At 61.4% G+C, this 18,239-nt stretch carries 19 protein-coding genes and 2 pseudogenes; 8 read left to right on the plus strand and 13 right to left on the minus strand.

What is annotated here, in order from left to right:
• Nucleotides 1-27 precede the first annotated feature (27 nt).
• Nucleotides 28-483, plus strand: a complete 456-nt coding sequence (locus VQ575_RS25945) for a TIGR02444 family protein (protein WP_198724562.1) — start codon at nt 28-30, stop codon at nt 481-483.
• On the opposite strand, the gene VQ575_RS25950 is transcribed toward VQ575_RS25945, so the two are convergent.
• Entirely contained in the window at nt 480-1,592 is a 1,113-nt protein-coding gene (locus tag VQ575_RS25950; protein ID WP_325918695.1) for an AlgP family protein, read from the minus strand. The two genes, VQ575_RS25945 and VQ575_RS25950, sit on opposite strands and share 4 nt — an antisense overlap.
• A gap of 193 nt (nt 1,593-1,785) precedes the next feature.
• Between VQ575_RS25950 and VQ575_RS25955 the strand changes: the two genes are divergently transcribed.
• Nucleotides 1,786-2,451: an FKBP-type peptidyl-prolyl cis-trans isomerase gene (locus VQ575_RS25955; RefSeq protein WP_325918697.1), complete on the plus strand. Its 666-nt coding sequence runs from the start codon at nt 1,786-1,788 to the stop codon at nt 2,449-2,451.
• A 57-nt stretch (nt 2,452-2,508) separates the two neighbouring features.
• Here VQ575_RS25955 and VQ575_RS25960 read toward each other — a convergent pair whose 3' ends face one another.
• From VQ575_RS25960 to VQ575_RS25995, 8 genes and pseudogenes are all read right to left on the minus strand, one after another.
• On the minus strand, nt 2,509-2,967 hold the full coding sequence (locus VQ575_RS25960) for an Rsd/AlgQ family anti-sigma factor (protein WP_039590209.1): 459 nt from the start codon (nt 2,965-2,967) through the stop codon (nt 2,509-2,511).
• Nucleotides 2,968-3,145: 178 nt separating this feature from the next.
• Entirely contained in the window at nt 3,146-3,688 is a 543-nt protein-coding gene (locus tag VQ575_RS25965) for a disulfide bond formation protein B (RefSeq protein WP_039590208.1), read from the minus strand.
• Between the two features lie 265 nt (nt 3,689-3,953).
• Nucleotides 3,954-5,201: a heme biosynthesis protein HemY gene (locus VQ575_RS25970; protein WP_045157274.1), complete on the minus strand. Its 1,248-nt coding sequence runs from the start codon at nt 5,199-5,201 to the stop codon at nt 3,954-3,956.
• A complete protein-coding gene (locus VQ575_RS25975; protein WP_039590850.1) occupies nt 5,198-6,334 on the minus strand; it encodes a uroporphyrinogen-III C-methyltransferase in 1,137 nt (378 codons plus the stop codon). Before VQ575_RS25975 ends, VQ575_RS25970 begins: the two co-directional genes overlap by 4 nt.
• A gap of 36 nt (nt 6,335-6,370) precedes the next feature.
• Nucleotides 6,371-7,117, minus strand: a pseudogene (locus VQ575_RS25980) (uroporphyrinogen-III synthase); the annotation flags it as partial.
• Nucleotides 7,114-8,055: a hydroxymethylbilane synthase gene (hemC, locus tag VQ575_RS25985; RefSeq protein WP_039590202.1), complete on the minus strand. Its 942-nt coding sequence runs from the start codon at nt 8,053-8,055 to the stop codon at nt 7,114-7,116. The pseudogene VQ575_RS25980 and the gene hemC, both read right to left, overlap by 4 nt.
• A 126-nt stretch (nt 8,056-8,181) precedes the next feature.
• Nucleotides 8,182-8,928, minus strand: a complete 747-nt coding sequence (locus VQ575_RS25990; RefSeq protein WP_039590200.1) for a LytR/AlgR family response regulator transcription factor — start codon at nt 8,926-8,928, stop codon at nt 8,182-8,184.
• Nucleotides 8,925-9,074: pseudogene (locus tag VQ575_RS25995) on the minus strand (sensor histidine kinase); the annotation flags it as partial. The pseudogene VQ575_RS25995 and the gene VQ575_RS25990, both read right to left, overlap by 4 nt.
• Before the next feature lie 317 nt (nt 9,075-9,391).
• Here VQ575_RS25995 and argH point away from each other — a divergent pair.
• Nucleotides 9,392-10,786, plus strand: a complete 1,395-nt coding sequence (gene argH / locus VQ575_RS26000) for an argininosuccinate lyase (protein ID WP_039590849.1) — start codon at nt 9,392-9,394, stop codon at nt 10,784-10,786.
• 126 nt (nt 10,787-10,912) lie between these two features.
• On the opposite strand, the gene VQ575_RS26005 is transcribed toward argH, so the two are convergent.
• Nucleotides 10,913-11,572 carry a glutathione S-transferase family protein gene (locus VQ575_RS26005; RefSeq protein ID WP_039590198.1) on the minus strand — a complete coding sequence of 220 codons (660 nt, stop codon included), beginning with the start codon at nt 11,570-11,572 and terminating at the stop codon, nt 10,913-10,915.
• 124 nt (nt 11,573-11,696) lie between these two features.
• Here VQ575_RS26005 and VQ575_RS26010 point away from each other — a divergent pair, with 124 nt between their 5' ends.
• The 3 genes from VQ575_RS26010 to VQ575_RS26020 all read left to right on the plus strand — a co-directional run bounded on the left by VQ575_RS26010 (nt 11,697) and on the right by VQ575_RS26020 (nt 15,457).
• Nucleotides 11,697-11,981 (plus strand): hypothetical protein, encoded by a 285-nt coding sequence (locus VQ575_RS26010; protein WP_039590196.1) that lies wholly within the window; start codon nt 11,697-11,699, stop codon nt 11,979-11,981.
• A gap of 211 nt (nt 11,982-12,192) precedes the next feature.
• On the plus strand, nt 12,193-12,438 hold the full coding sequence (locus VQ575_RS26015) for a TIGR02647 family protein (protein WP_039590194.1): 246 nt from the start codon (nt 12,193-12,195) through the stop codon (nt 12,436-12,438).
• 175 nt (nt 12,439-12,613) lie between these two features.
• Nucleotides 12,614-15,457, plus strand: a complete 2,844-nt coding sequence (locus VQ575_RS26020) for a class I adenylate cyclase (RefSeq protein ID WP_039590192.1) — start codon at nt 12,614-12,616, stop codon at nt 15,455-15,457.
• Between the two features lie 6 nt (nt 15,458-15,463).
• Here VQ575_RS26020 and rnk read toward each other — a convergent pair whose 3' ends face one another.
• From rnk to cyaY, 3 genes are all read right to left on the minus strand, one after another.
• Entirely contained in the window at nt 15,464-15,874 is a 411-nt protein-coding gene (gene rnk, locus VQ575_RS26025; RefSeq protein WP_039590189.1) for a nucleoside diphosphate kinase regulator, read from the minus strand.
• A 153-nt stretch (nt 15,875-16,027) separates the two neighbouring features.
• Nucleotides 16,028-16,246, minus strand: coding sequence for a DUF1289 domain-containing protein (locus VQ575_RS26030; protein ID WP_080942599.1), 219 nt, complete (start codon nt 16,244-16,246; stop codon nt 16,028-16,030).
• 4 nt (nt 16,247-16,250) lie between these two features.
• A complete protein-coding gene (cyaY, locus tag VQ575_RS26035) occupies nt 16,251-16,583 on the minus strand; it encodes an iron donor protein CyaY (RefSeq protein WP_039590186.1) in 333 nt (110 codons plus the stop codon).
• Nucleotides 16,584-16,809: 226 nt separating this feature from the next.
• Here cyaY and lptM point away from each other — a divergent pair, with 226 nt between their 5' ends.
• Entirely contained in the window at nt 16,810-16,980 is a 171-nt protein-coding gene (gene lptM / locus VQ575_RS26040; RefSeq protein ID WP_039590185.1) for an LPS translocon maturation chaperone LptM, read from the plus strand.
• 9 nt (nt 16,981-16,989) lie between these two features.
• Entirely contained in the window at nt 16,990-18,237 is a 1,248-nt protein-coding gene (gene lysA, locus VQ575_RS26045; protein ID WP_039590183.1) for a diaminopimelate decarboxylase, read from the plus strand.
• Nucleotides 18,238-18,239 lie beyond the last annotated feature (2 nt).

Raw genomic sequence — 18,239 nt, forward strand, 5'->3', positions numbered from 1 at the left:
TCGCTCGCAACTGGCGCGAGTAGCACGATGTCCTCTGATCTGTGGAGCTTTTCAATCAACCTCTATGCCAAGCCCGGCGTGGAATCTGCGTGCCTGGCCTTGCAAGCGGATGGCGCGAATGTCTGCCTGGTGCTCTGTGGGTTGTGGTTGGAGCAACGCGGTGTGAGCTGTGATGAGCAAAAGCTCCAGCAGCTTCAGCATCTGGCCGCCCCCTGGGACACCAGCGTCGTGCAGCCATTGCGGGCATTGCGCACCCAATGGAAAAAACCCGCGCTAGAAGATCCGAGACTGGGTGGATTGCGAGAACAGATCAAGAAACTGGAACTGGAAGCCGAACGGCTATTGCTTGAGCGGCTGGAGGCAACCGCCAAGGACTGGCCGACGGGACAAGCTGCGGATTCAGCGCAATGGTTGCGAAAGCTTGCCGGCCCAGCCAACCGCGACGCGCTGCAGCAGCTGCGCGTCGCGGTCTCCGGCGCTTAGGAAGCGCGGGTTGGAGTGGTGCTTGGGGCGGTGGCTACGCTCGGGTTCAGCGCCGGTGCTGGCGTGCCGGTCGTGGGCGCAGGGGTCGCCGCTGGGGCTGGCGCGGCAGGTTTGGCAACCGGAGCAGTTGCCGGTTTTGCAGCGGCAGGCTTGGCAGCGGCCGGCTTTTTCACGGCTGGCTTCGCAGCGGGCTTGGCTGCAGGTTTGGCAGCGGCCGGCTTGGTCGCCGCAGGCTTGGCCGCAGCCGGTTTAGCCGCAGGCTTAGCCACAACTTTGGCAGGCGCCTTGGCAGCAGCGGGTTTGGCCGGCGATTTCGCAGCAGGCTTGGCAGCGACAGGTTTTGCAGCAGCGGCCTTGGTCGCCGCTGGCTTGGCAGCCGGCTTCGCAGCGGGTTTGGCGGCCGCTTTGACAGCCGGTTTGGCAGCGGTGGCTTTCGTTGCAGCGGGCTTGGCAGCGGCGGTTTTAGCGGCGGGCTTGGCGGCCACTTTTGCAGCAGGCTTGGCGGCGACAGGTTTGGCTGCTGCTTTCACGACAGGCTTGGCGGCAGCCTTGGCGGCTGGCTTTTTCGCAACGGGTTTCACTGCGCTGGCAGCGACCGGTTTCTTCACGGCAGGTTTAGTGACTGGCTTGGCCGCCACCTTGGTTGCGGTTTTTGCCGCGACAGGTTTAGCCGCCGGCTTCTTGGCCGATACAACGGCAGGTTTGGCCGCGCGAAGAGACAGCGCCTTGCCTGCGGCTTCCTGGACGCGGCCGACACCTTGGGCCAGCTTCAGGCTTTCCTGGGCGTCACGCTTGAGTTGCAGGATGTAGGAACGGGTTTCGGACTGACGATCCTTCAGGGCATCGAGCAGGTCCTCGAGCTCTTTCATGGCGTCCTTGGCCTTGGCTTGTGCCTTGGCCTTGCCGGCAGTTGCTGCGTCTTGCAGCTTGGTGCGCGACTTGTGCAGTTTTTCCTGCGCCTTGCCGCGTTGTTTTTCCAGCTTGGCGAGCAATTTTTCAGCATCAGCCAGGGCTTGGGAGCAGGCATTTTCCAGATGCTCGAGCAAGCTGCCCGACAGTTGTTGGAGCAAGTGCAACGGAGTGTTTACAGGCTTCTTGGTGGCCGACATGGTTTACCTCCTGACTGACGTGAGTGCGGCTCATACTAGACCTCTGCTGCAACCGCCGCTAGGGCATGTTGACACTACACAAGGCGTTGCGTTGCACGGGACAAAAAATCTTCTGCGCCATCGCCTGGGCAAATCACTTTTACTGTCAGCGGCACTGGCATAATCCCTCGAATCGAGGCCGGAGCAAGTACACATGTCGCGTCACCTTTTTTTACTTCTTTGCATGGTTTTCCCCGTGGCCCAGGCCACCGAAAAAACCAACGCAAACGACGCCCGGGACCTGGCCTACAGTCTGGGCGCGAGCCTGGGGGAACGCCTGCGCCAAGACGTGCCCGACCTGGAGATCCAAGCCTTGGTCGAGGGCCTGCAACAGGCTTACCTGGGCAAGCCGCTTGCGTTGGAGGATGAACGCATCGAACGCATCCTGGCCGAACACCAGGCGCAGTTGACGGCGCAAGCGGCACCCGCCCAGGACGTAGCGGCGCTAAAGACCGAGCAGAAATTTCTCAGCGATGAGAAAGGCCGGCCTGGTGTCCAGCAGTTGCCGGACGGCATCCTGCTGACCGAACTAAAGCCAGGCAGTGGCGCGAAAGCCGGCCCCCACGGCAAAGTCCAAGTGTTGTATGTCGGTCGGTTGCCGGACGGCACCGTGTTCGATTCCAACCATCAGGCGCAGTGGTTCAACCTTGATAGCGTGATCGATGGCTGGCGCAGCGCACTGCCGCAGATGCCGGTAGGCGCGAAGTGGCGACTGGTGATTCCTTCAGCCCTGGCCTATGGCGCCGAAGGTGCCGGAGACGTGATCCCGCCTTTCACGCCCCTGGTCTTTGAAATCGAACTGCTGGGCGCGGCGACCTGACGGGCACAAACGAAAAACGGCGCGCAATGCGCACCGTTTTCTGTCGAGAAAGTTGGCTCAGGCCTGGACCGCAGCTTCTTCCTTGTGAGCGTTGTGCAGGACTTCGATCAGGCAATCTTCCAGTTCGAAACGTTCGTGCAACAAGCCGCCCAACTCCTTGAATTTTTCCGCTACGCATTTGCCCTCATCGCACAGGTCATTGAAGGCCAGCAGCTTCTCGGTGATGACATCGATGCGCGGATAAATCGTGTCGGCCAGTTCCAGGCCGCGCTTGTCGTTGAAGGCCTTGGCCTCGCCCGTCAGTTGCTCGTAGATCTCGAAATGACCGGCGGATACATAGTCCACCAGCACACCGCAAAACTCCTGCAGGGGCTTGCGGCTTTCACTCAGTGCCTCAGGCTTGTCGCCAAGCGCATCATAGGCTCGAACCAGTTCATGACGCTCCTGCAACCAGCGGTCGATCAGCAGATGCACCCCACCCCAGCGTTCCTGAGCATTCTGACAACTTTCGAGCATGGTGATTTCTTCCCTTCTGAGTCACGCCCCTCGCCGTCTGAAACATACGCCTGAATGATCAGGAGCAAGGCAGACACAACATGATCGAGTGGCATGATTCCAATGATACGTGCGGGCCAGATTATGCCCGCGCGACAACTGCTTCAAGGTACGCAGGAGATAAAGTTCATACAAGTGTTTAATCCAGCGCCCGGACAAACTGCGACGTCTTGCCGCTGAATGGCCCTACCAGGGCATCCCAGGCCAGGCGCAGCAGCAGGTAAGTCATCGAAACAGCAACAGCCAGAAAAAACAGCAGGCTCCATTCGGGAATGCTCAGATCAAACAGGGTCCAGGTCACTGTCGCGCAATCGATCAAGCCATTGGCAACATGACGCATGGCGTGCCACCACGAGTCCGCGCCTCTCAGGTGAGTGACGCAGTCAGGTAGAAGCTCCACCGAATCGGTTTGCGCCAGGACATTGCGCCACGCCAGCACCAACCCGCCCGAAGCAAAAGCCCCACCCATCGCAGCATATATAACGCTGCCTTTTTGACCAGGGCCATGCACGCAGGCCGCCAGGCAGCTCATAAAGAACAGCATCAGGCACAACCGCTGCAAGATGCACAGACTGCAGGGGGAAAGGCCGACCACATATTCCAGGTAACTGGCAATGCCAATAGCCAGGGCTGCGGCGATGGAAGCCATGAGAAACAAGAAGCGTGAGCTGGCCAAAGACATGGCGAATCCGTAACAGAAGAGACAGGCTGTAACGGTAGAGGAAAGCCCTCGGGCCTTTCAAGGCAGCCCCACGCAGACACTTCACCTGGGATGTAGCGAATTCCCGACAGGCATAAGGGGATTTAGCTCAGTCCGCTGTAGGACTTTACTGAAGGAATAATCAAAACCCCAAAACCGGGCCGGGATCCACAACCGTTTGCCTCAAGAATATCCGGCCGCTGCGGCGAAGGACCCACACCGACCTCAACACTTGCTGATCACTGTCTCAAGTCGTCAGGACCTGTGGCGAAACCGGTAAGGGCGCGGCCAGAAGACGTTCATCCAGCAACCCCAACCCCTCCTGGAACAGTTGGTTACTACGCTCGGCATCCCCCAATTGCGCCAGCAGCCGCGCCAGTTCGGCGCAAGCCTCAGGGTTGCGCTGCATGCGCAAGCTGCTTTCCAGATAATCCCTCGCCTTGCCCCACAGGCTGTTTTGCAGGCACAGGCGTCCCAGCGTCAAGAGCAGGCCAGGATCATCCGGATGTTCCTTGAGCCAGCCCTCAGCCACTTGCAATTGCCGGATCGGATCAGCACCGCGGACCAGGCCATACAAGCGCGCCAAGTGGCTATCGTAATTTCGCTTGAGCGCGGCGCGCAGCGCCTCTTCGGCCTCGACCTGGGCGCCCAACTGCCGAAGCTGCTCGGCATAAGCCAATACCAGTGCCGGCTCCTGGCGCTGGGCGGAGGTCAATTGCTGCCATGCGCGGTTGAGCGATTGCAAACCGACGCTGCCATCGGCTTCGCGGTGAGCTACCAGGGTGAGGTTTTCACCCCAGGCGCGACGCTCCAGCTCTGCCAGTTCAGCGGCAGGCAGGACCTTGTCCTTGCGCAACTCGGGCAACAGTCGGATCACCGCGGACCAATCCCCACGCTGCTGATGCAAACGTTGCAGCTGGCGCAAGGCCTGGGCGTTATGAGGGTGGCGTTCATGCATGGCTTGCAGCGTACTCAACGCACCGTCGGTATCGCCCCGGTCCATTTGCAACTGCGCGTGCGTCAGCGCGATCGCAAGCTCCGCCTGGGGCTGACGCTCCAAGGCGCGCTCCAGCAAACTATCGCTCTGGTCGTACAGGCCCTGCTCATTGGCCGCGCGGGCGGCTCCAAGGTAATACAGCAACGGCTGGCGTTCGGCTTCGGCGGCGCGGTGCAAATGCCGCTGGGCACTGGCCCACCGTCCTTCGGCCAGGTCCAACTGGCCGTGCTCGATCGCGACCTGGACACGACGACTGCGGTTGCGCCGCGACCATGGGTTGACGACGCCGGTGGAAGTGGTCACCAGTCGGATCAACGCGCTTATGCCCCGCCACAGCAGCCAGAGCACTGCAATCAATGCCAGCGTAACCCATAGCCCGGCCTCGTAGCGGAAGTTCTTGTACGCCACCAACACGTAACCCGAATGCTCGGCGATCGCCACGCCCAGCACGGCGGCGACGGCGATGACCACGAATAGAATCACGTAGAGGCGCTTCATGGCGTGGCCTCCTGCTCGCCTGCCTTGGGCATTGGCTTGACCGATTCTTCGGCATTCACGTTGCGGCGCTCAAGGTAGGCCTGGACGGCGCTGAGACTGCCTGCCAGGTCCGGCGTGACCACGGTCACCGGCATCTTGCCCAGCTCAACGACTCGTTCCAGCATGATCTTGCTTTGGGGGTTGTCCTGGTTGAAGTTGTTCTTGAGGACATCCCGGGCTTCGGCCAGTGCCTGGGTGTATACCGGAGCCTGGCCGTTGAGGGCAGCCCATTGCGCCTGCTCCAGTGCCAGGCTCAGCGCCAGGCGCACCTGCATCAAGCTCTGGCCGGCCAGGAGCGGACGGACATTTTCATCGGCATTGAAATCGATGCGGATGTAGCGCGAGATCTGATCCCACCACTGCGCCCACCGGCTTGCCCCATCGCCATCGGCGGTCAGCCCGAGCAGGGATTCACCACGATCCTTGTATTCGGGAGCGATCTCCGACAACTGCAGGACCTGGTCACGCAGGGCGCCCAACTGGAGGAACAGGCCGGTGCGATCCGGCTGCTCCGTGCTGCGCAACGCAGCGAGAGTCTTGGCCAGTTGTTCGCGGGCAGCGAAGGAACCGGGATCGTTTTGCTCGCGCAGGATTTCATCCGCGCCCTGCACCAGTGCCTGGGCACTGCTGATGTCCTGCAGGGCAGACAGTCGCAGACTGGCCAGGCGCAGCAAGTGCTCGGCTTCGGCCAGGCGCCAGTCCTTGCGGCTGGCACCGAGCACGGTTTCCAGGCGCTGGTTCAGGCGCTGCTGGTCACCTTGCAGTTGAGCGACCTGACGCCGCCGCTCTTCCAGCTCTTGAGCCGGAGGCAGTTGTTCCAGGCGTTCACTCAGGCGCTGCTCGTTGAGCTTGAGGTTCTGCGCCTGGTCATTGAGTGCCTGGACCTGGGTGGCCTGCTGCTGGGTGTTGGCTTGCAGATGACGCAATTGCCAAACGCCCCACCCACCCACGGCCACGCCGGCAGCGCCCAACAATAAAGCGACAATCGCCAGTCCGTTTCCGCGACGCGGCGCGACCGGGGCCGAGGCCGAGGCGTCTACCGGAACATCGATCGCTGGCTGGTCTTGATCTTTTGGCAAGGCTGTTTCGCTCACGTATCCATCCTTTGCATTAGAAAACGGCACGGATTGTTCCCGTAAAGCCGCCAGCAAAGCCGCGGCACTGGCGCCACGGCAATCCACAACTGTCAGGGCCCCGGCGGCACGCGCCATCTCGGCGACCCTGGGGCTTGGCACAAACAAGGGTAGCCGCGCCAGGGCGGCCCACGCATCACCGGCCAGCCGGTGCAGATGCTCGAAGCTCTGCCCACTGCTGACCACCAGCGCGTTCAAGCGTTCCGCTTCGACCTTCGCCGGTAATTCACCTTCGGCATAGTTCGGCAAGCCGCGACGGTACAGCTCCAGGTAATCGACACTAGCACCTTGCTCACGCAAACGCTCTGCCAGCAAACCGCGACCACCCTCTCCACGCACAATCAAGACACGTGGCTCAGGCCGGTCGATAGCCTGGCGCAACGTTGCCAGCTCAAGCAAGGCTTCGCTGTCATCGCCGTCATCAGGGTAAGAAACGCGGAGGCCGGCGTCGGCAAGAATCTGCCCGGTCGCAGCGCCCACGCTGAACCATGGCTGGTCAGGAAGACGCGGCCAATATTGGCGCAGCAACTCCACGCACAAGCGTGCCGCAGGCTTGCTCACCACGATCACCGCGCAGTACTGATCCACGGCCTTGAGCTTGGCTCGCTCGGATTCAGGCAGGGGGATCGGCGTGATATCCAGCAGCGGCAGGCTGCTGCCATATACCCCCGCCTCTGCCAGGACAGCCGCCAGCGCAGACGACTCTTGCGCCGGCCGGGTCAGCAGCAGGCGCCATCCCGTCACGCGTGGCCTGCCTCGCCGTAGACCTTCTTGAGGATGTCGTCGGCCCCTTGGCCCAGCAGATCCTCGGCGACGCGCACACCCAATGCCTCGGCATCGCGACGCGGCGCCCGCGCCTCGGCGCTGAGCAGTTTTCCACCACTCGGGTCGCCCACCAGGCCGCGCAACCAGACTTGCTCACCTTCAAGGACGGCGTAGCAGGCAATCGGCACCTGGCAGCCTCCGTTCAAATGCTTGTTGAGGGCGCGCTCGGCGAAGACTCGAGTGGCCGTGTCTTCGTGGTGCAGCGGCGCCAGCAGGGCATGGATCTCGCTGTCAGCGCTACGGCACTCGATGCCCACCGCCCCCTGTCCGCCGGCGGGCAGGCTGTCGTCGACGCTGATGGCCGAGGTGATGCGATCTTCGAAACCCAGGCGGATCAAGCCCGCGGCGGCGAGGATAATAGCGTCGTATTCGCCGGCATCGAGCTTGGCCAGGCGCGTATTGACGTTGCCACGCAGGAAACGGATCTGCAGATCGGGACGACGAGTCAGCAGCTGCGCCTGGCGGCGCAGGCTCGACGTGCCCACCACGCTCCGGGCAGGCAGCGCGTCAAGGCTGGAGAATGTATTGGAGACGAATGCATCGCGCGGGTCTTCCCGCTCACAGATGCAAAAAAGGCCCAGGCCTTCGGGGAAGTCCATGGGCACGTCTTTCATCGAATGCACGGCGATGTCGGCTTCGTTGTCCAGCAAGGCTGTCTCCAGCTCCTTGACGAACAAGCCCTTGCCACCGATTTTCGACAGTGGCGAGTCCAGCAGCTTGTCGCCGCGACTGACCATGGGCACCAGCGTCACGACCAGGCCCGGATGGGCCGTTTCGAGGCGGGCTTTGACGTATTCGGCCTGCCAGAGGGCCAAGGCACTTTTACGGGTGGCGATGCGGATCTCGCGAGGGGACATGGATCAATCCGTACTTAAAAGATACGGCAGATAATAACAGCTCAGCCAAATCCGCTTTGACTTGAATCACGACCCCGCGGCCTCCCTGGCCCCCAACCCTGGAAATGGAACGCCTGATGGCGGGCGCTAGAGCTGCTGCATCATCTTGCGGACGCCCGCTACATGCCGTCGGCTGACGATCAGCGCATCACCATTGAGCCCCTTGAGGTACAGCTGGAAATGTCCAAGGGGCGTACGTTGCAAGCGCTCGATACGCTCGCGGGCCACCAGGGCATTGCGGTGGATGCGCACGAACCGCTCGCCGAATTCGTCTTCCAGGGCCTTGAGTGGCTCGTCCAGCAACACTTCGCCACTTTCGTGGCGCAAGGTCACGTACTTGTGGTCGGCAATGAAATAGACGACCTGGTTCAGGGGTATCAGCTCGATGCCCTTGCGGGTCCGCGCGCTGATATGGCTGCGCGGGCCGCTGCCGCTTTCGGCGGCCGGACGGGTGAGCGCCGCCAATTGCGTGCGATTCGGCCGCTCAGCCTTGCGCAGTGCCTCTTCCAGCGCCTCGACCGCGACGGGCTTGAGCAAATAGCCCACGGCACCGGCCTGCAGGACCTCGGGGGGAAAGTCATCCCGAGTGGTACAAAACACCACCGCTGGAGGTGACTCGCGCTCGCAGAGCCTTGCCGCGACTTGCAACCCGTCGAGGCCGGGCATGCGAATGTCGAGCAGCACGATATCCGGCTTGTGGCTGTCGATAAGGGCCAATGCCTCTTCGCCATTGGTGGCGCTCGGCTCCAGGACACTGTAACCCTCGAGTTCGCCGAGCAGTCGGCTCAGGCGCTCGCGGGCCAGTGGTTCGTCATCAACGATCAGGACATTCATATTGCGCTGGATTCCTGCGTGAGTCTCGCACAAGGATAGCGTAGACAGGGGAAGTGACATCCGTCACCGCGATCCACGCTAAGACTGGTCCGAGGGCCAAAAAGTGCCGCGAGGCGGTTGTCTATCTTTACCAGCGCTTGCCGACCGATGCTCGAGGCCTGTTGTCGCACAGCGTCGCCACAGGGTTTGTTAAGACTCGATCTGACCAATATGAGCACCCCCCTTTATTTGGTGCGTCCGATGCGTCCAGGATGAAAAACCAAAGCCCTACCGTCCACTGTAGACGGTTGCCACGACGATATTGCTCAATCGAAAAATATCGTTGCGCGAAAAAGCCTTCTGGATCCCTGGCATTTGCGGCAAAAAACCTGCCGACCAGTGCCAGCGCCAGCCCCGGCAACCCTGTTATCATCCGGGGCAGCCTTTAACCGCTACCTTTTTCCAGCCGATCACGAGCGAATTCATGAGCACTGACAAGACCAATCAGTCCTGGGGCGGCCGCTTCAGTGAACCCGTCGACGCCTTCGTCGCCCGCTTCACCGCCTCCGTCAATTTCGACCAGCGCCTGTATCGCCACGACATCATGGGCTCGATCGCCCACGCCACCATGCTGGCCAAGGTCGGCGTGCTCACCGATGCCGAGCGCGACAGCATCATCGATGGCCTGAAGACCATCCAGGGCGAGATCGAGGCCGGCCAGTTCGACTGGCGTGTCGATCTCGAAGACGTGCACATGAACATCGAGGCGCGCCTGACCGATCGCATTGGCGTGACCGGCAAGAAGCTGCACACCGGCCGCAGCCGCAACGACCAGGTCGCCACCGATATCCGCCTGTGGCTGCGCGATGAGATCGACCTGATCCTCGCCGAGATCACGCGCTTGCAAAAAGGCCTGCTGGAGCAAGCCGAACGCGAAGCCGAGAGCATCATGCCGGGCTTCACACACCTGCAAACGGCTCAACCTGTAACGTTCGGGCATCACATGCTGGCCTGGTTCGAGATGCTCAGCCGCGACTACGAGCGCCTGGTGGATTGCCGCAAGCGCACCAACCGCATGCCCCTGGGCAGCGCCGCGCTGGCCGGCACCACCTACCCGATCGACCGTGAATACACCGCCCGACTGCTGGGCTTCGACGCCGTGGGCGGCAACTCGCTGGATAACGTCTCGGACCGCGATTTCGCCATTGAATTCTGCGCCGCCGCGAGCATCGCGATGATGCACCTGTCGCGCTTCTCCGAAGAGCTGGTGCTGTGGACCAGTGCCCAATTCCAATTCATCGATTTGCCCGACCGCTTCTGCACCGGCAGCTCGATCATGCCGCAAAAGAAAAACCCCGACGTGCCGGAACTGGTACGAGGCAAGAGCGGCCGAGTATTCGGCGCGCTGATGGGCCTGCTGACCCTGATGAAAGGCCAACCGCTGGCCTACAACAAGGACAACCAGGAGGACAAGGAGCCGCTGTTCGACGCCGCCGACACCTTGCGCGATTCGCTGCGGGCTTTCGCCGACATGATCCCGGCCATCAAGCCCAAGCATGCGGTCATGCGCGAAGCAGCCCTGCGCGGTTTCTCCACCGCCACTGACCTGGCGGACTACCTGGTGCGTCGTGGCCTGCCGTTCCGCGATTGCCACGAAATCGTCGGCCATGCCGTGAAATACGGCGTGGACAGCGGCAAGGACCTGGCGGAGATGAGCCTGGACGAACTGCGCCAGTTCAGCGATCAGATCGACCAGGACGTGTTTGCCGTGCTGACCCTGGAAGGCTCGGTCAACGCCCGTGACCACATCGGCGGTACCGCGCCGGCGCAGGTCAAGGCCGCCGTGGTGCGTGGCCAGGCCCTGATCGCCAGCCGCTAAAGCCTGAAGCATCGCGAGCAAGCTCGCCCCACATCGGTTCTTCGTGCTCACCCCATCGTGGGCTGACTCAAGATCTGAAATGGGAGCGCGCCTGCTCGCGAAGGCGCCCCCAAAAGCGCAAGAAATCTACTTCCTGGCGGAAATCTTAGCCAAAAACGCCGGCATCTCTGCCTCCCTGTCCGCCGCTATCCGTTGCACATGCGGATTCTGCCCCAGCAGTTCCATCAAGGCCTTCGCCTTCGGCATATCAGCCAGCAAATCGATATCGAACACCTTCTTGCCCACCTGCAAGGCCAGCGAAAGGCTGTAGTAGAAATACAGGTCAGCGAGACTCAGGCTGTCGCCCGCCACGTAAGGCGAAAACTTGCCATGCCGATCGAGCGAAGCGAACCCCAACAGCAATTCGGCCTTGGATTTTTCCTTGATGGCATCAGCCACAGGCATGCCGAAAAACGCTTCCGGGTAACAGGCACGCCCAGGCAGCTCGATGTACAGCTCGATTTCCCGGCACAAGGCCAATACCTGGGCACGCTCGAACGGGTCCGCAGGCAACAGGGCCTTGCCCGGCTGGGTTTGCTCGATGTATTCGAGAATCACGCTGGTCTCGTTGATGAAACCCTGCTCGGTCTTCAGCACCGGCACCTTGCCGCGCGGGCTGATGGCCAACGCTTCCGGAGTCTGGGCGCCGAAGAACTGGACCTCTTCGAAAGGCACCCCTTTCTCCAGCAGCGCCAGCTTGACCATGTTGTAATAATTGCTGACAGAAAAACCATAAAGCTTGAGCATTCCATAGCCTCCAGGCCGTGCGGGGTTGGCAGCCTTGGGTTATAGACCGCCAAGGTGTTTCGCGCCAGGCGCATCACGCCCCTGAATGCAGGTAAACTGGCGCCCTTTCCTACAGGAGCCTGCCATGAGCGAGCCCATCGACATCGACAACGACGAAGAGGAATTCGTCGAGAACACGCTGATCCAGGCCATCGAGAACCAGATCGAAAGCGATAATCCACCAGCGGCCAAGGCCACGTTCAACAAATTGACCCTGGTGGGGTATGAGCGTGAAGAAATCCTCAACCTGATGGCCCACGTGCTGGCGGTGGAAATCGACGCGATCCTGGAAGAAGACCGTCCGTTCAATACCGAATGGTACGAAGGTGCGCTGCGCGCCCTGCCCGAGTTGCCACCGGAAATGAACTGAACCGCTCTTGTGGCGAGGGCGCTTAATCCGGCTGGACCGCGACGCGCTCCCGAAATGCTCACGGCTGCCGCGCACTCGGGCGGGAGCAAGCTCCCTCGCCACGGAGCATCGTCCTAAACAAAAAAGCATGACATTGAGACTGGACAGCTCGGCCAAGTGCGCTCACCTTAGTGACGCTGTCGTCCAAATTCCTAGAAAGTCTGGAGTCCTTATGTCGCTTACCCCTGAGCTGGTTGCCGAACTGGAAATCCTTGCACTCTTCAACCTGGACAGTTCCCAGGAAGGCCTGAAAATCCATCAGACCGCTGCCCCCAAAGCCATCGCCGCTGCCCAACGCCTGTTTGACAAAGAACTCATCACCCAACCCGATGGCGGTTACCTGACCAGCCTGGGCCGTGATGCCGCACAGAATGTGCAAACCGTCCTGACGATCCTCAGCGTGCAAGAAGCCGCCTGATTCTCTCCTCGCCCACGGAAGTCCCTGCATCGGGATTTCCGCAGGCGCACAGGCTCTTTCGTAAAAAATCCTGACGTCACCATCATTTTCAGCTTAAGAATTCCACGACTCGGGCGCTAACCTGCCATCACTTGTGCTTTCCCACGTTCGACGCCGCGAGCCGGTTTGAGCTGACATGACCCGCAACCACGAAATACGCCCCGATCTGGACGAGGGAATCGACCGCAAGGTCCTGAGCCAGTTGCGCGCGCGTTTCCTCAAGCTCAATACCGGACGCATGGAGCGCGCCCTCGAAGGGTTGTCGACCCGCCAACAGGGCGTGTTGACGTTGCTTCCGCTGTTTTTCCACGTCAACCATCCGCTGCTGCCCGGCTATGTCTCGGGCAGCACGCCCGCCGGGTTGTCGAATTACGAGCCCGACACAAACGTCCTCGCCGAGGCCCAACGGCTGACCCGCTCGTTCTCCTATAAAGCACGACATGGCAGCAACCCACCGCGACCGATCCTCGGCCTGTTCCTGATGGGCAGCCTCGGCACGCTCGCCCAGGCCGACCAGAGCGACATGGATGTGTGGGTTTGCCATGGGCCGGACCTGAGCGACGATGAGCTGGCCGAGCTGCGGAAAAAATGCCAACTGCTGGAAACCTGGGCCGCGACCCAAGGCGCCGAAGCGCACTTTTTCCTCATCGACCCGGCGCGATTCGTCCGCGGCGAGCGGGACAACCAACTCAGCTCCGATGACTGCGGCACCACCCAGCATTATCTGCTGCTGGACGAGTTCTACCGCACCGCCATCTGGCTGGCCGGGCGCACGCCAATCTGGTGGCTGGTGCCGGTGTATGAAGAAGAAAACTACGAGCAATACACCCATACGCTGATTTCCAAGCGTTTCATTCGTGCCGACGAAACCCTGGACCTGGGGCATTTGGCCTACATCCCGCCGGGGGAGTTCGTCGGCGCCGGGCTCTGGCAGTTGTTCAAGGGCATCGAATCGCCTTACAAGTCGGTGCTCAAGCTATTGCTGACCGAGGTCTACGCCAGCGAGCACCCGGACGTCCGCTGCCTGAGCCTGCGCTTCAAACAGGCGGTGTTCGCCAATCGCCTGGATCTGGATGAGCTGGACCCGTACATGGTCGTTTATCGCCGCCTCGAGGAATATCTGATCGCCCGCGGCGAGCCGGAACGCCTGGAGCTGATCCGGCGCGCGTTGTACCTAAAGGTCAATCGCAAGCTTACCGGCCACGCTCGCAGCAGTGGCTGGCAGCGCAACCTGCTGGAGCGCCTGGCTCGGGAGTGGGCCTGGGACCAGCGTCAACTGGCCCTGCTCGATAGCCGTAGCCAGTGGAAAGTCCGCCAGGTGAGCAATGAGCGGCGGGCACTGGTCAACGAGCTGACCTACAGCTATCGCTTCTTGACCGAGTTCGCCCGCACCGAGAAAACCGTCAGCCTGATCAACAAGCGCGACCTCAATGTTCTCGGTCGGCGGCTGTATGCGGCCTTCGAGCGCAAGGCCGACAAAATCGAATTCATCAACCCTGGCATTGCTCCGGACTTGGCGGAGGACACCCTGACACTGGTCCAGTCGCCAAACAAGAAAGAGCCTGGGCAGAACCAGTGGGGCTTGTACAACGGCAGCCTGAATGCCTTGGAATGGGAAAACTTCGCGCCCATCAAACGCAGCCGAGAGCTCCTTGAATTGCTCACCTGGTGCCATCGCAACGGTGTGATCGACAGCAGCACGCGCTTGGCGCTGCACCCTGGCGAAAGCGACCTGAGCGAGTTCGAGCTGTTCAACCTGCTGGGCAGCCTGCAACAGGCCATCGCCTTGCCCCTGGCCACGGTCGATGAAGTCCAGTTGCTGCACGCCAGCGTACCCAGCGAAGTGCTGATCCTGGTGAACGTCGGCGTCGACCCGCTCAAGCATCACCGCGACCTGAACATCCTGATGACCACCGAGCGCACCGATTCCCTGAGCTACGCCGGGGTTCGGGAAAACCTGGTGCTCACCCTCGACCAGGTCACACTCAATAGCTGGAATGAGGTACTGGTCAACCGCTTCGATGGCGAGCATGCCCTGCTCGATTGCCTGCGCGACTACCTCAACGCCTTGCCCACGGCACAACGCCAACCGCGCGTGCAGGTCCGGTGCTTCTGTCATAACCGCGCGCAATTCATTGCGCGCCGGGTCGAAGAAGTCATCGAGACCACCCAGGCCTTGCTACTGAGCAAACTCAACTACCGGTATCTGCTGCAAGTCCAGCAGCACTATCACGTACTGGAATTGGTGCCGGGCCAAGTCAACCACGTGGCGCTGGGCAGCCTGTCGGCGCTGATGGATTATCTCGCAGAAGAGCTGACCGCCTACAGCCCGCTGCACCTGGATTCAATGGCGCTGGAAGACCACGACGTGGCGCTGATCCTGCCCATGGGTCAACCCGAGTGCATCCAGGTGTTCTACAGGGTCTACGAAGACGAAGCCGAGCTGTATGTGCTCGATGAACTCAATGCGTTGTGGCAACAGCGCTTGCCATATCACGATGAACAAAGCCTGCTGGTACCGCTGCAACGTTTCCTGCAATCGGTGCTGTACCGCCGCGATGCCCTGCTGCCGATGGACGTTGCCCAGCCGCTGGCGCTGGAAATCCTGTATTACCAGCTCCTGCCTTCGGGTAACGGGCGGGCTCGGCGGGTCGAGTCACGGCCGGCACCGCAGACGCCCATCAACAAGCCCTTTTATGACGTGCAAGGGATCATCGGCAAAGCAGCGCATGGGCAGGTGCACGTCACCCTGTATTGCGACCAGCGGGAATTTTCGGAATTGGAGCATGGCGACCAACTGTTCCAGGTGGTCGCCAGGGAAATCGTCGGGCAGCGCCGCGAAGCCGAACGCTATCGCTGCTATATCACCGACCTCGACCTCTCCGGCCTGGTGGGCGACGGCGCGTGCTCAAGCATTCTGTACCTGCGCTACAAGGCCGACCTGGAGCGCGCACTGAACGAGGCACTGATTCAGGTCTGACAGGATTCAGAACGCGCAATCACCGCCATTGACCGGCTGCGACTCGACTTCCAGCAACGTCAGTTTCAGGGTCTTGCCACCCGGGGCAGGCCAGTCGATGTGCTGGCCTACCTTCAAGCCCAGCAAGGCACTGCCAACCGGTGCCAGGATCGAAATCTTGCCCTCGTCGGCGTTGGCATCCTGGGGATAAACCAGCGTCAGATGGTAATCCTTGCCGCTGCTTTCCTCTCGGCAATGCACTCGCGAATTCATGGTCACGACGTCGGCGGGCACTTCATCGTGGCCCACCAGGGTCTCGGCGCGATCCAGTTCGGTTTGCAAGGCGATCACGCCAGGGAGTGTTTCATCCAGGCTATCGATCAGGCGCTCCAGACGCTGCACGTCCAGGCGAGTAAGGGTGATTGAAGGTGCGGTCATGATCCAGGCAGACTCCTTTCTTCTGCACGAAAAAAGCAAAACCCCGCCACATAAAGGCGGGGTTTTCACTCGCCTCGATGAGTTGAGGCGTTGCTGGACACTACCACAGCTCAAAAAATATACAACCCGGGCGCTTGTCCATCCAATAAGTGGCTACTTCAGGGATCGGCGCTTGAGCGCCTCGGCACAAATAACCCGCCGACGCTCATCATCAGCCGAGCGCCACTCGCGAATATCCTCCACATGCCGGAAACAACCCAGGCAGACCTTTCGCTCGTCGAGCTTGCACACACTGGTACAAGGCGACGGCACGGCCGGGCTGACATTGCTGTAGAGCGGCTTGGGCGGCCGCGCCGGGACGGTCTGGCTCACCGAGTCACAGCCCTTCGAAATCGAATTCGACGTCAGCCTGCTGCTTGACGATGCGTTCGAGCATCTCGCCCAACTGCTCTTCGCTCTTGTCGCACATCCAGCGCTCGCTTTCCTCGTCGTAATCGAAGTGGAAGCCACCGGACACCGCCGCCAGCCACAACTGCCGCAACGGCTCCTGGCGGCTGAAAATCAACTGGCTGCCGTTCTCGAACTTGACGGTAAGTACACCGGCGGAAATTTCCAGGTCGATGTCCATGTCGCTGTCATCGAAGATATCCTCCAGTTTTTCCTGGGTTTCATCGACCAGATCGTGGAAACGGGCTTCGGACAAACTCATTGCGGCAACCTCAAAAATGTCTGATCGGGCTCAAGCGCCGCAAGATACGGACGCGCCCGGCTGAATGCAAAGGATAACGACCAAGGGCCCGTGGGCGCTGAACATTGTCCACCGAACGCGCCCACCTGGAGTGCAAGGCCCGCCGGACGGGCGCCCCGTTGCATAGGCAAGCTGACGGGTGGCCGGTATACTCCGGCGCAATTAACGCATTTTCAAGGATTTCGCCATGAAGCGCCTGATCTCTTCCCTTGCTGCGCTCGTCGCGGTTGCCTGCCTTGTGACAGCCTGTGGTCAAAAAGGTCCGCTGTACCTGCCTGATGACAGCAAGTCCCCTGAAGAGCAGGCCAAGTCGTCGCAATCCAAATCCCACGCGCACGACACCCAGACCACTTACTAAGGGACCGCCATGGACGCTTTTAACTACCGTGGCGGGGAGCTGTTCGCGGAAGGGGTTGCCCTGTCCGCGATCGCCGAACGTTTCGGCACGCCGACCTACGTCTACTCCCGTGCCCACATCGAAGCCCAATACCGGACATTCGCCGATGCCCTCGAAGGCATGCCGCACCTGGTGTGCTTCGCTGTAAAAGCCAACTCGAACCTGGGCGTGCTCAACGTCCTCGCGCGCCTGGGCGCTGGCTTCGACATCGTGTCCGGCGGCGAGCTTGAGCGCGTGCTGGCCGCTGGCGGCAGCCCCGACAAAATCGTGTTCTCCGGCGTCGGCAAGACCCGCGAAGACATGCGTCGCGCCCTGGAAGTCGGCGTGCATTGCTTCAACATCGAATCCACCGACGAGCTGGAGCGCCTGCAGGTGGTCGCCGCCGAGCTGGGCGTTCGTGCGCCGGTCTCGCTGCGCGTGAACCCGGACGTCGACGCCGGCACCCACCCGTACATTTCCACCGGCCTCAAGGAAAACAAGTTCGGCATCGCCATTGCCGACGCCGAGGATGTGTACGTACGCGCCGCCCAACTGCCGAACCTGGAAGTGCTGGGTGTCGATTGCCACATCGGCTCGCAACTGACCACCCTCGAACCGTTCATCGACGCCCTCGACCGCCTGCTGGCGCTGGTGGATCGCCTCGGCGACTGCGGCATCTACCTGCGTCACATCGACCTGGGTGGCGGTGTCGGCGTGCGTTATCGCGATGAAGAGCCGCCACTGGTGGCCGACTACATCAAGACCGTGCGCGAACGCCTTGAAGGCCGTGACCTGGCGCTGATGTTCGAGCCAGGCCGCTACATCGTCGCCAACGCCGGCGTGCTGCTGACACAGGTCGAATACCTCAAGCACACCGAGCACAAGGACTTCGCCATCGTCGACGCGGCCATGAACGACCTGATCCGCCCGGCGCTGTACCAGGCCTGGATGGACGTCACCGCCGTGCGCCCGCGCGATACCGCGGCCCGCGACTACGACATCGTCGGGCCGATCTGCGAAACCGGCGATTTCCTTGCCAAAGGCCGTGCGCTGGCACTGGAAGAAGGCGATCTGCTGGCCGTGCATTCGGCGGGCGCCTACGGGTTTGTCATGAGTTCCAACTACAACACCCGCGGCCGCTGCGCCGAGGTGCTGGTGGACGGTGATCAGGCATTCGAAGTACGCCGCCGCGAGACGGTAGCCGAACTGTTTGCCGGCGAAAGCCTGCTGCCGGAGTAATA

The sequence above is a fragment of the Pseudomonas frederiksbergensis genome, from assembly GCF_035751725.1.
GTDB lineage: Bacteria > Pseudomonadota > Gammaproteobacteria > Pseudomonadales > Pseudomonadaceae > Aquipseudomonas > Aquipseudomonas frederiksbergensis_A.

Excerpts from the sequence above, each read along its gene's own strand:
- VQ575_RS25945 (WP_198724562.1), top strand. The coding sequence starts at position 28 with ATGTCCTCTGATCTGTGGAGCTTTTCAATCAACCTCTATGCCAAGCCC.
- VQ575_RS25950 (WP_325918695.1), bottom strand. The coding sequence starts at position 1,592 with ATGTCGGCCACCAAGAAGCCTGTAAACACTCCGTTGCACTTGCTCCAA.
- VQ575_RS25955 (WP_325918697.1), top strand. The coding sequence starts at position 1,786 with ATGTCGCGTCACCTTTTTTTACTTCTTTGCATGGTTTTCCCCGTGGCC.
- VQ575_RS25960 (WP_039590209.1), bottom strand. The coding sequence starts at position 2,967 with ATGCTCGAAAGTTGTCAGAATGCTCAGGAACGCTGGGGTGGGGTGCAT.
- VQ575_RS25965 (WP_039590208.1), bottom strand. The coding sequence starts at position 3,688 with ATGTCTTTGGCCAGCTCACGCTTCTTGTTTCTCATGGCTTCCATCGCC.
- VQ575_RS25970 (WP_045157274.1), bottom strand. The coding sequence starts at position 5,201 with ATGAAGCGCCTCTACGTGATTCTATTCGTGGTCATCGCCGTCGCCGCC.
- hemC (WP_039590202.1), bottom strand. The coding sequence starts at position 8,055 with ATGTCCCCTCGCGAGATCCGCATCGCCACCCGTAAAAGTGCCTTGGCC.
- VQ575_RS25990 (WP_039590200.1), bottom strand. The coding sequence starts at position 8,928 with ATGAATGTCCTGATCGTTGATGACGAACCACTGGCCCGCGAGCGCCTG.
- argH (WP_039590849.1), top strand. The coding sequence starts at position 9,392 with ATGAGCACTGACAAGACCAATCAGTCCTGGGGCGGCCGCTTCAGTGAA.
- VQ575_RS26005 (WP_039590198.1), bottom strand. The coding sequence starts at position 11,572 with ATGCTCAAGCTTTATGGTTTTTCTGTCAGCAATTATTACAACATGGTC.
- VQ575_RS26010 (WP_039590196.1), top strand. The coding sequence starts at position 11,697 with ATGAGCGAGCCCATCGACATCGACAACGACGAAGAGGAATTCGTCGAG.
- VQ575_RS26015 (WP_039590194.1), top strand. The coding sequence starts at position 12,193 with ATGTCGCTTACCCCTGAGCTGGTTGCCGAACTGGAAATCCTTGCACTC.
- VQ575_RS26020 (WP_039590192.1), top strand. The coding sequence starts at position 12,614 with ATGACCCGCAACCACGAAATACGCCCCGATCTGGACGAGGGAATCGAC.
- rnk (WP_039590189.1), bottom strand. The coding sequence starts at position 15,874 with ATGACCGCACCTTCAATCACCCTTACTCGCCTGGACGTGCAGCGTCTG.
- cyaY (WP_039590186.1), bottom strand. The coding sequence starts at position 16,583 with ATGAGTTTGTCCGAAGCCCGTTTCCACGATCTGGTCGATGAAACCCAG.
- lptM (WP_039590185.1), top strand. The coding sequence starts at position 16,810 with ATGAAGCGCCTGATCTCTTCCCTTGCTGCGCTCGTCGCGGTTGCCTGC.
- lysA (WP_039590183.1), top strand. The coding sequence starts at position 16,990 with ATGGACGCTTTTAACTACCGTGGCGGGGAGCTGTTCGCGGAAGGGGTT.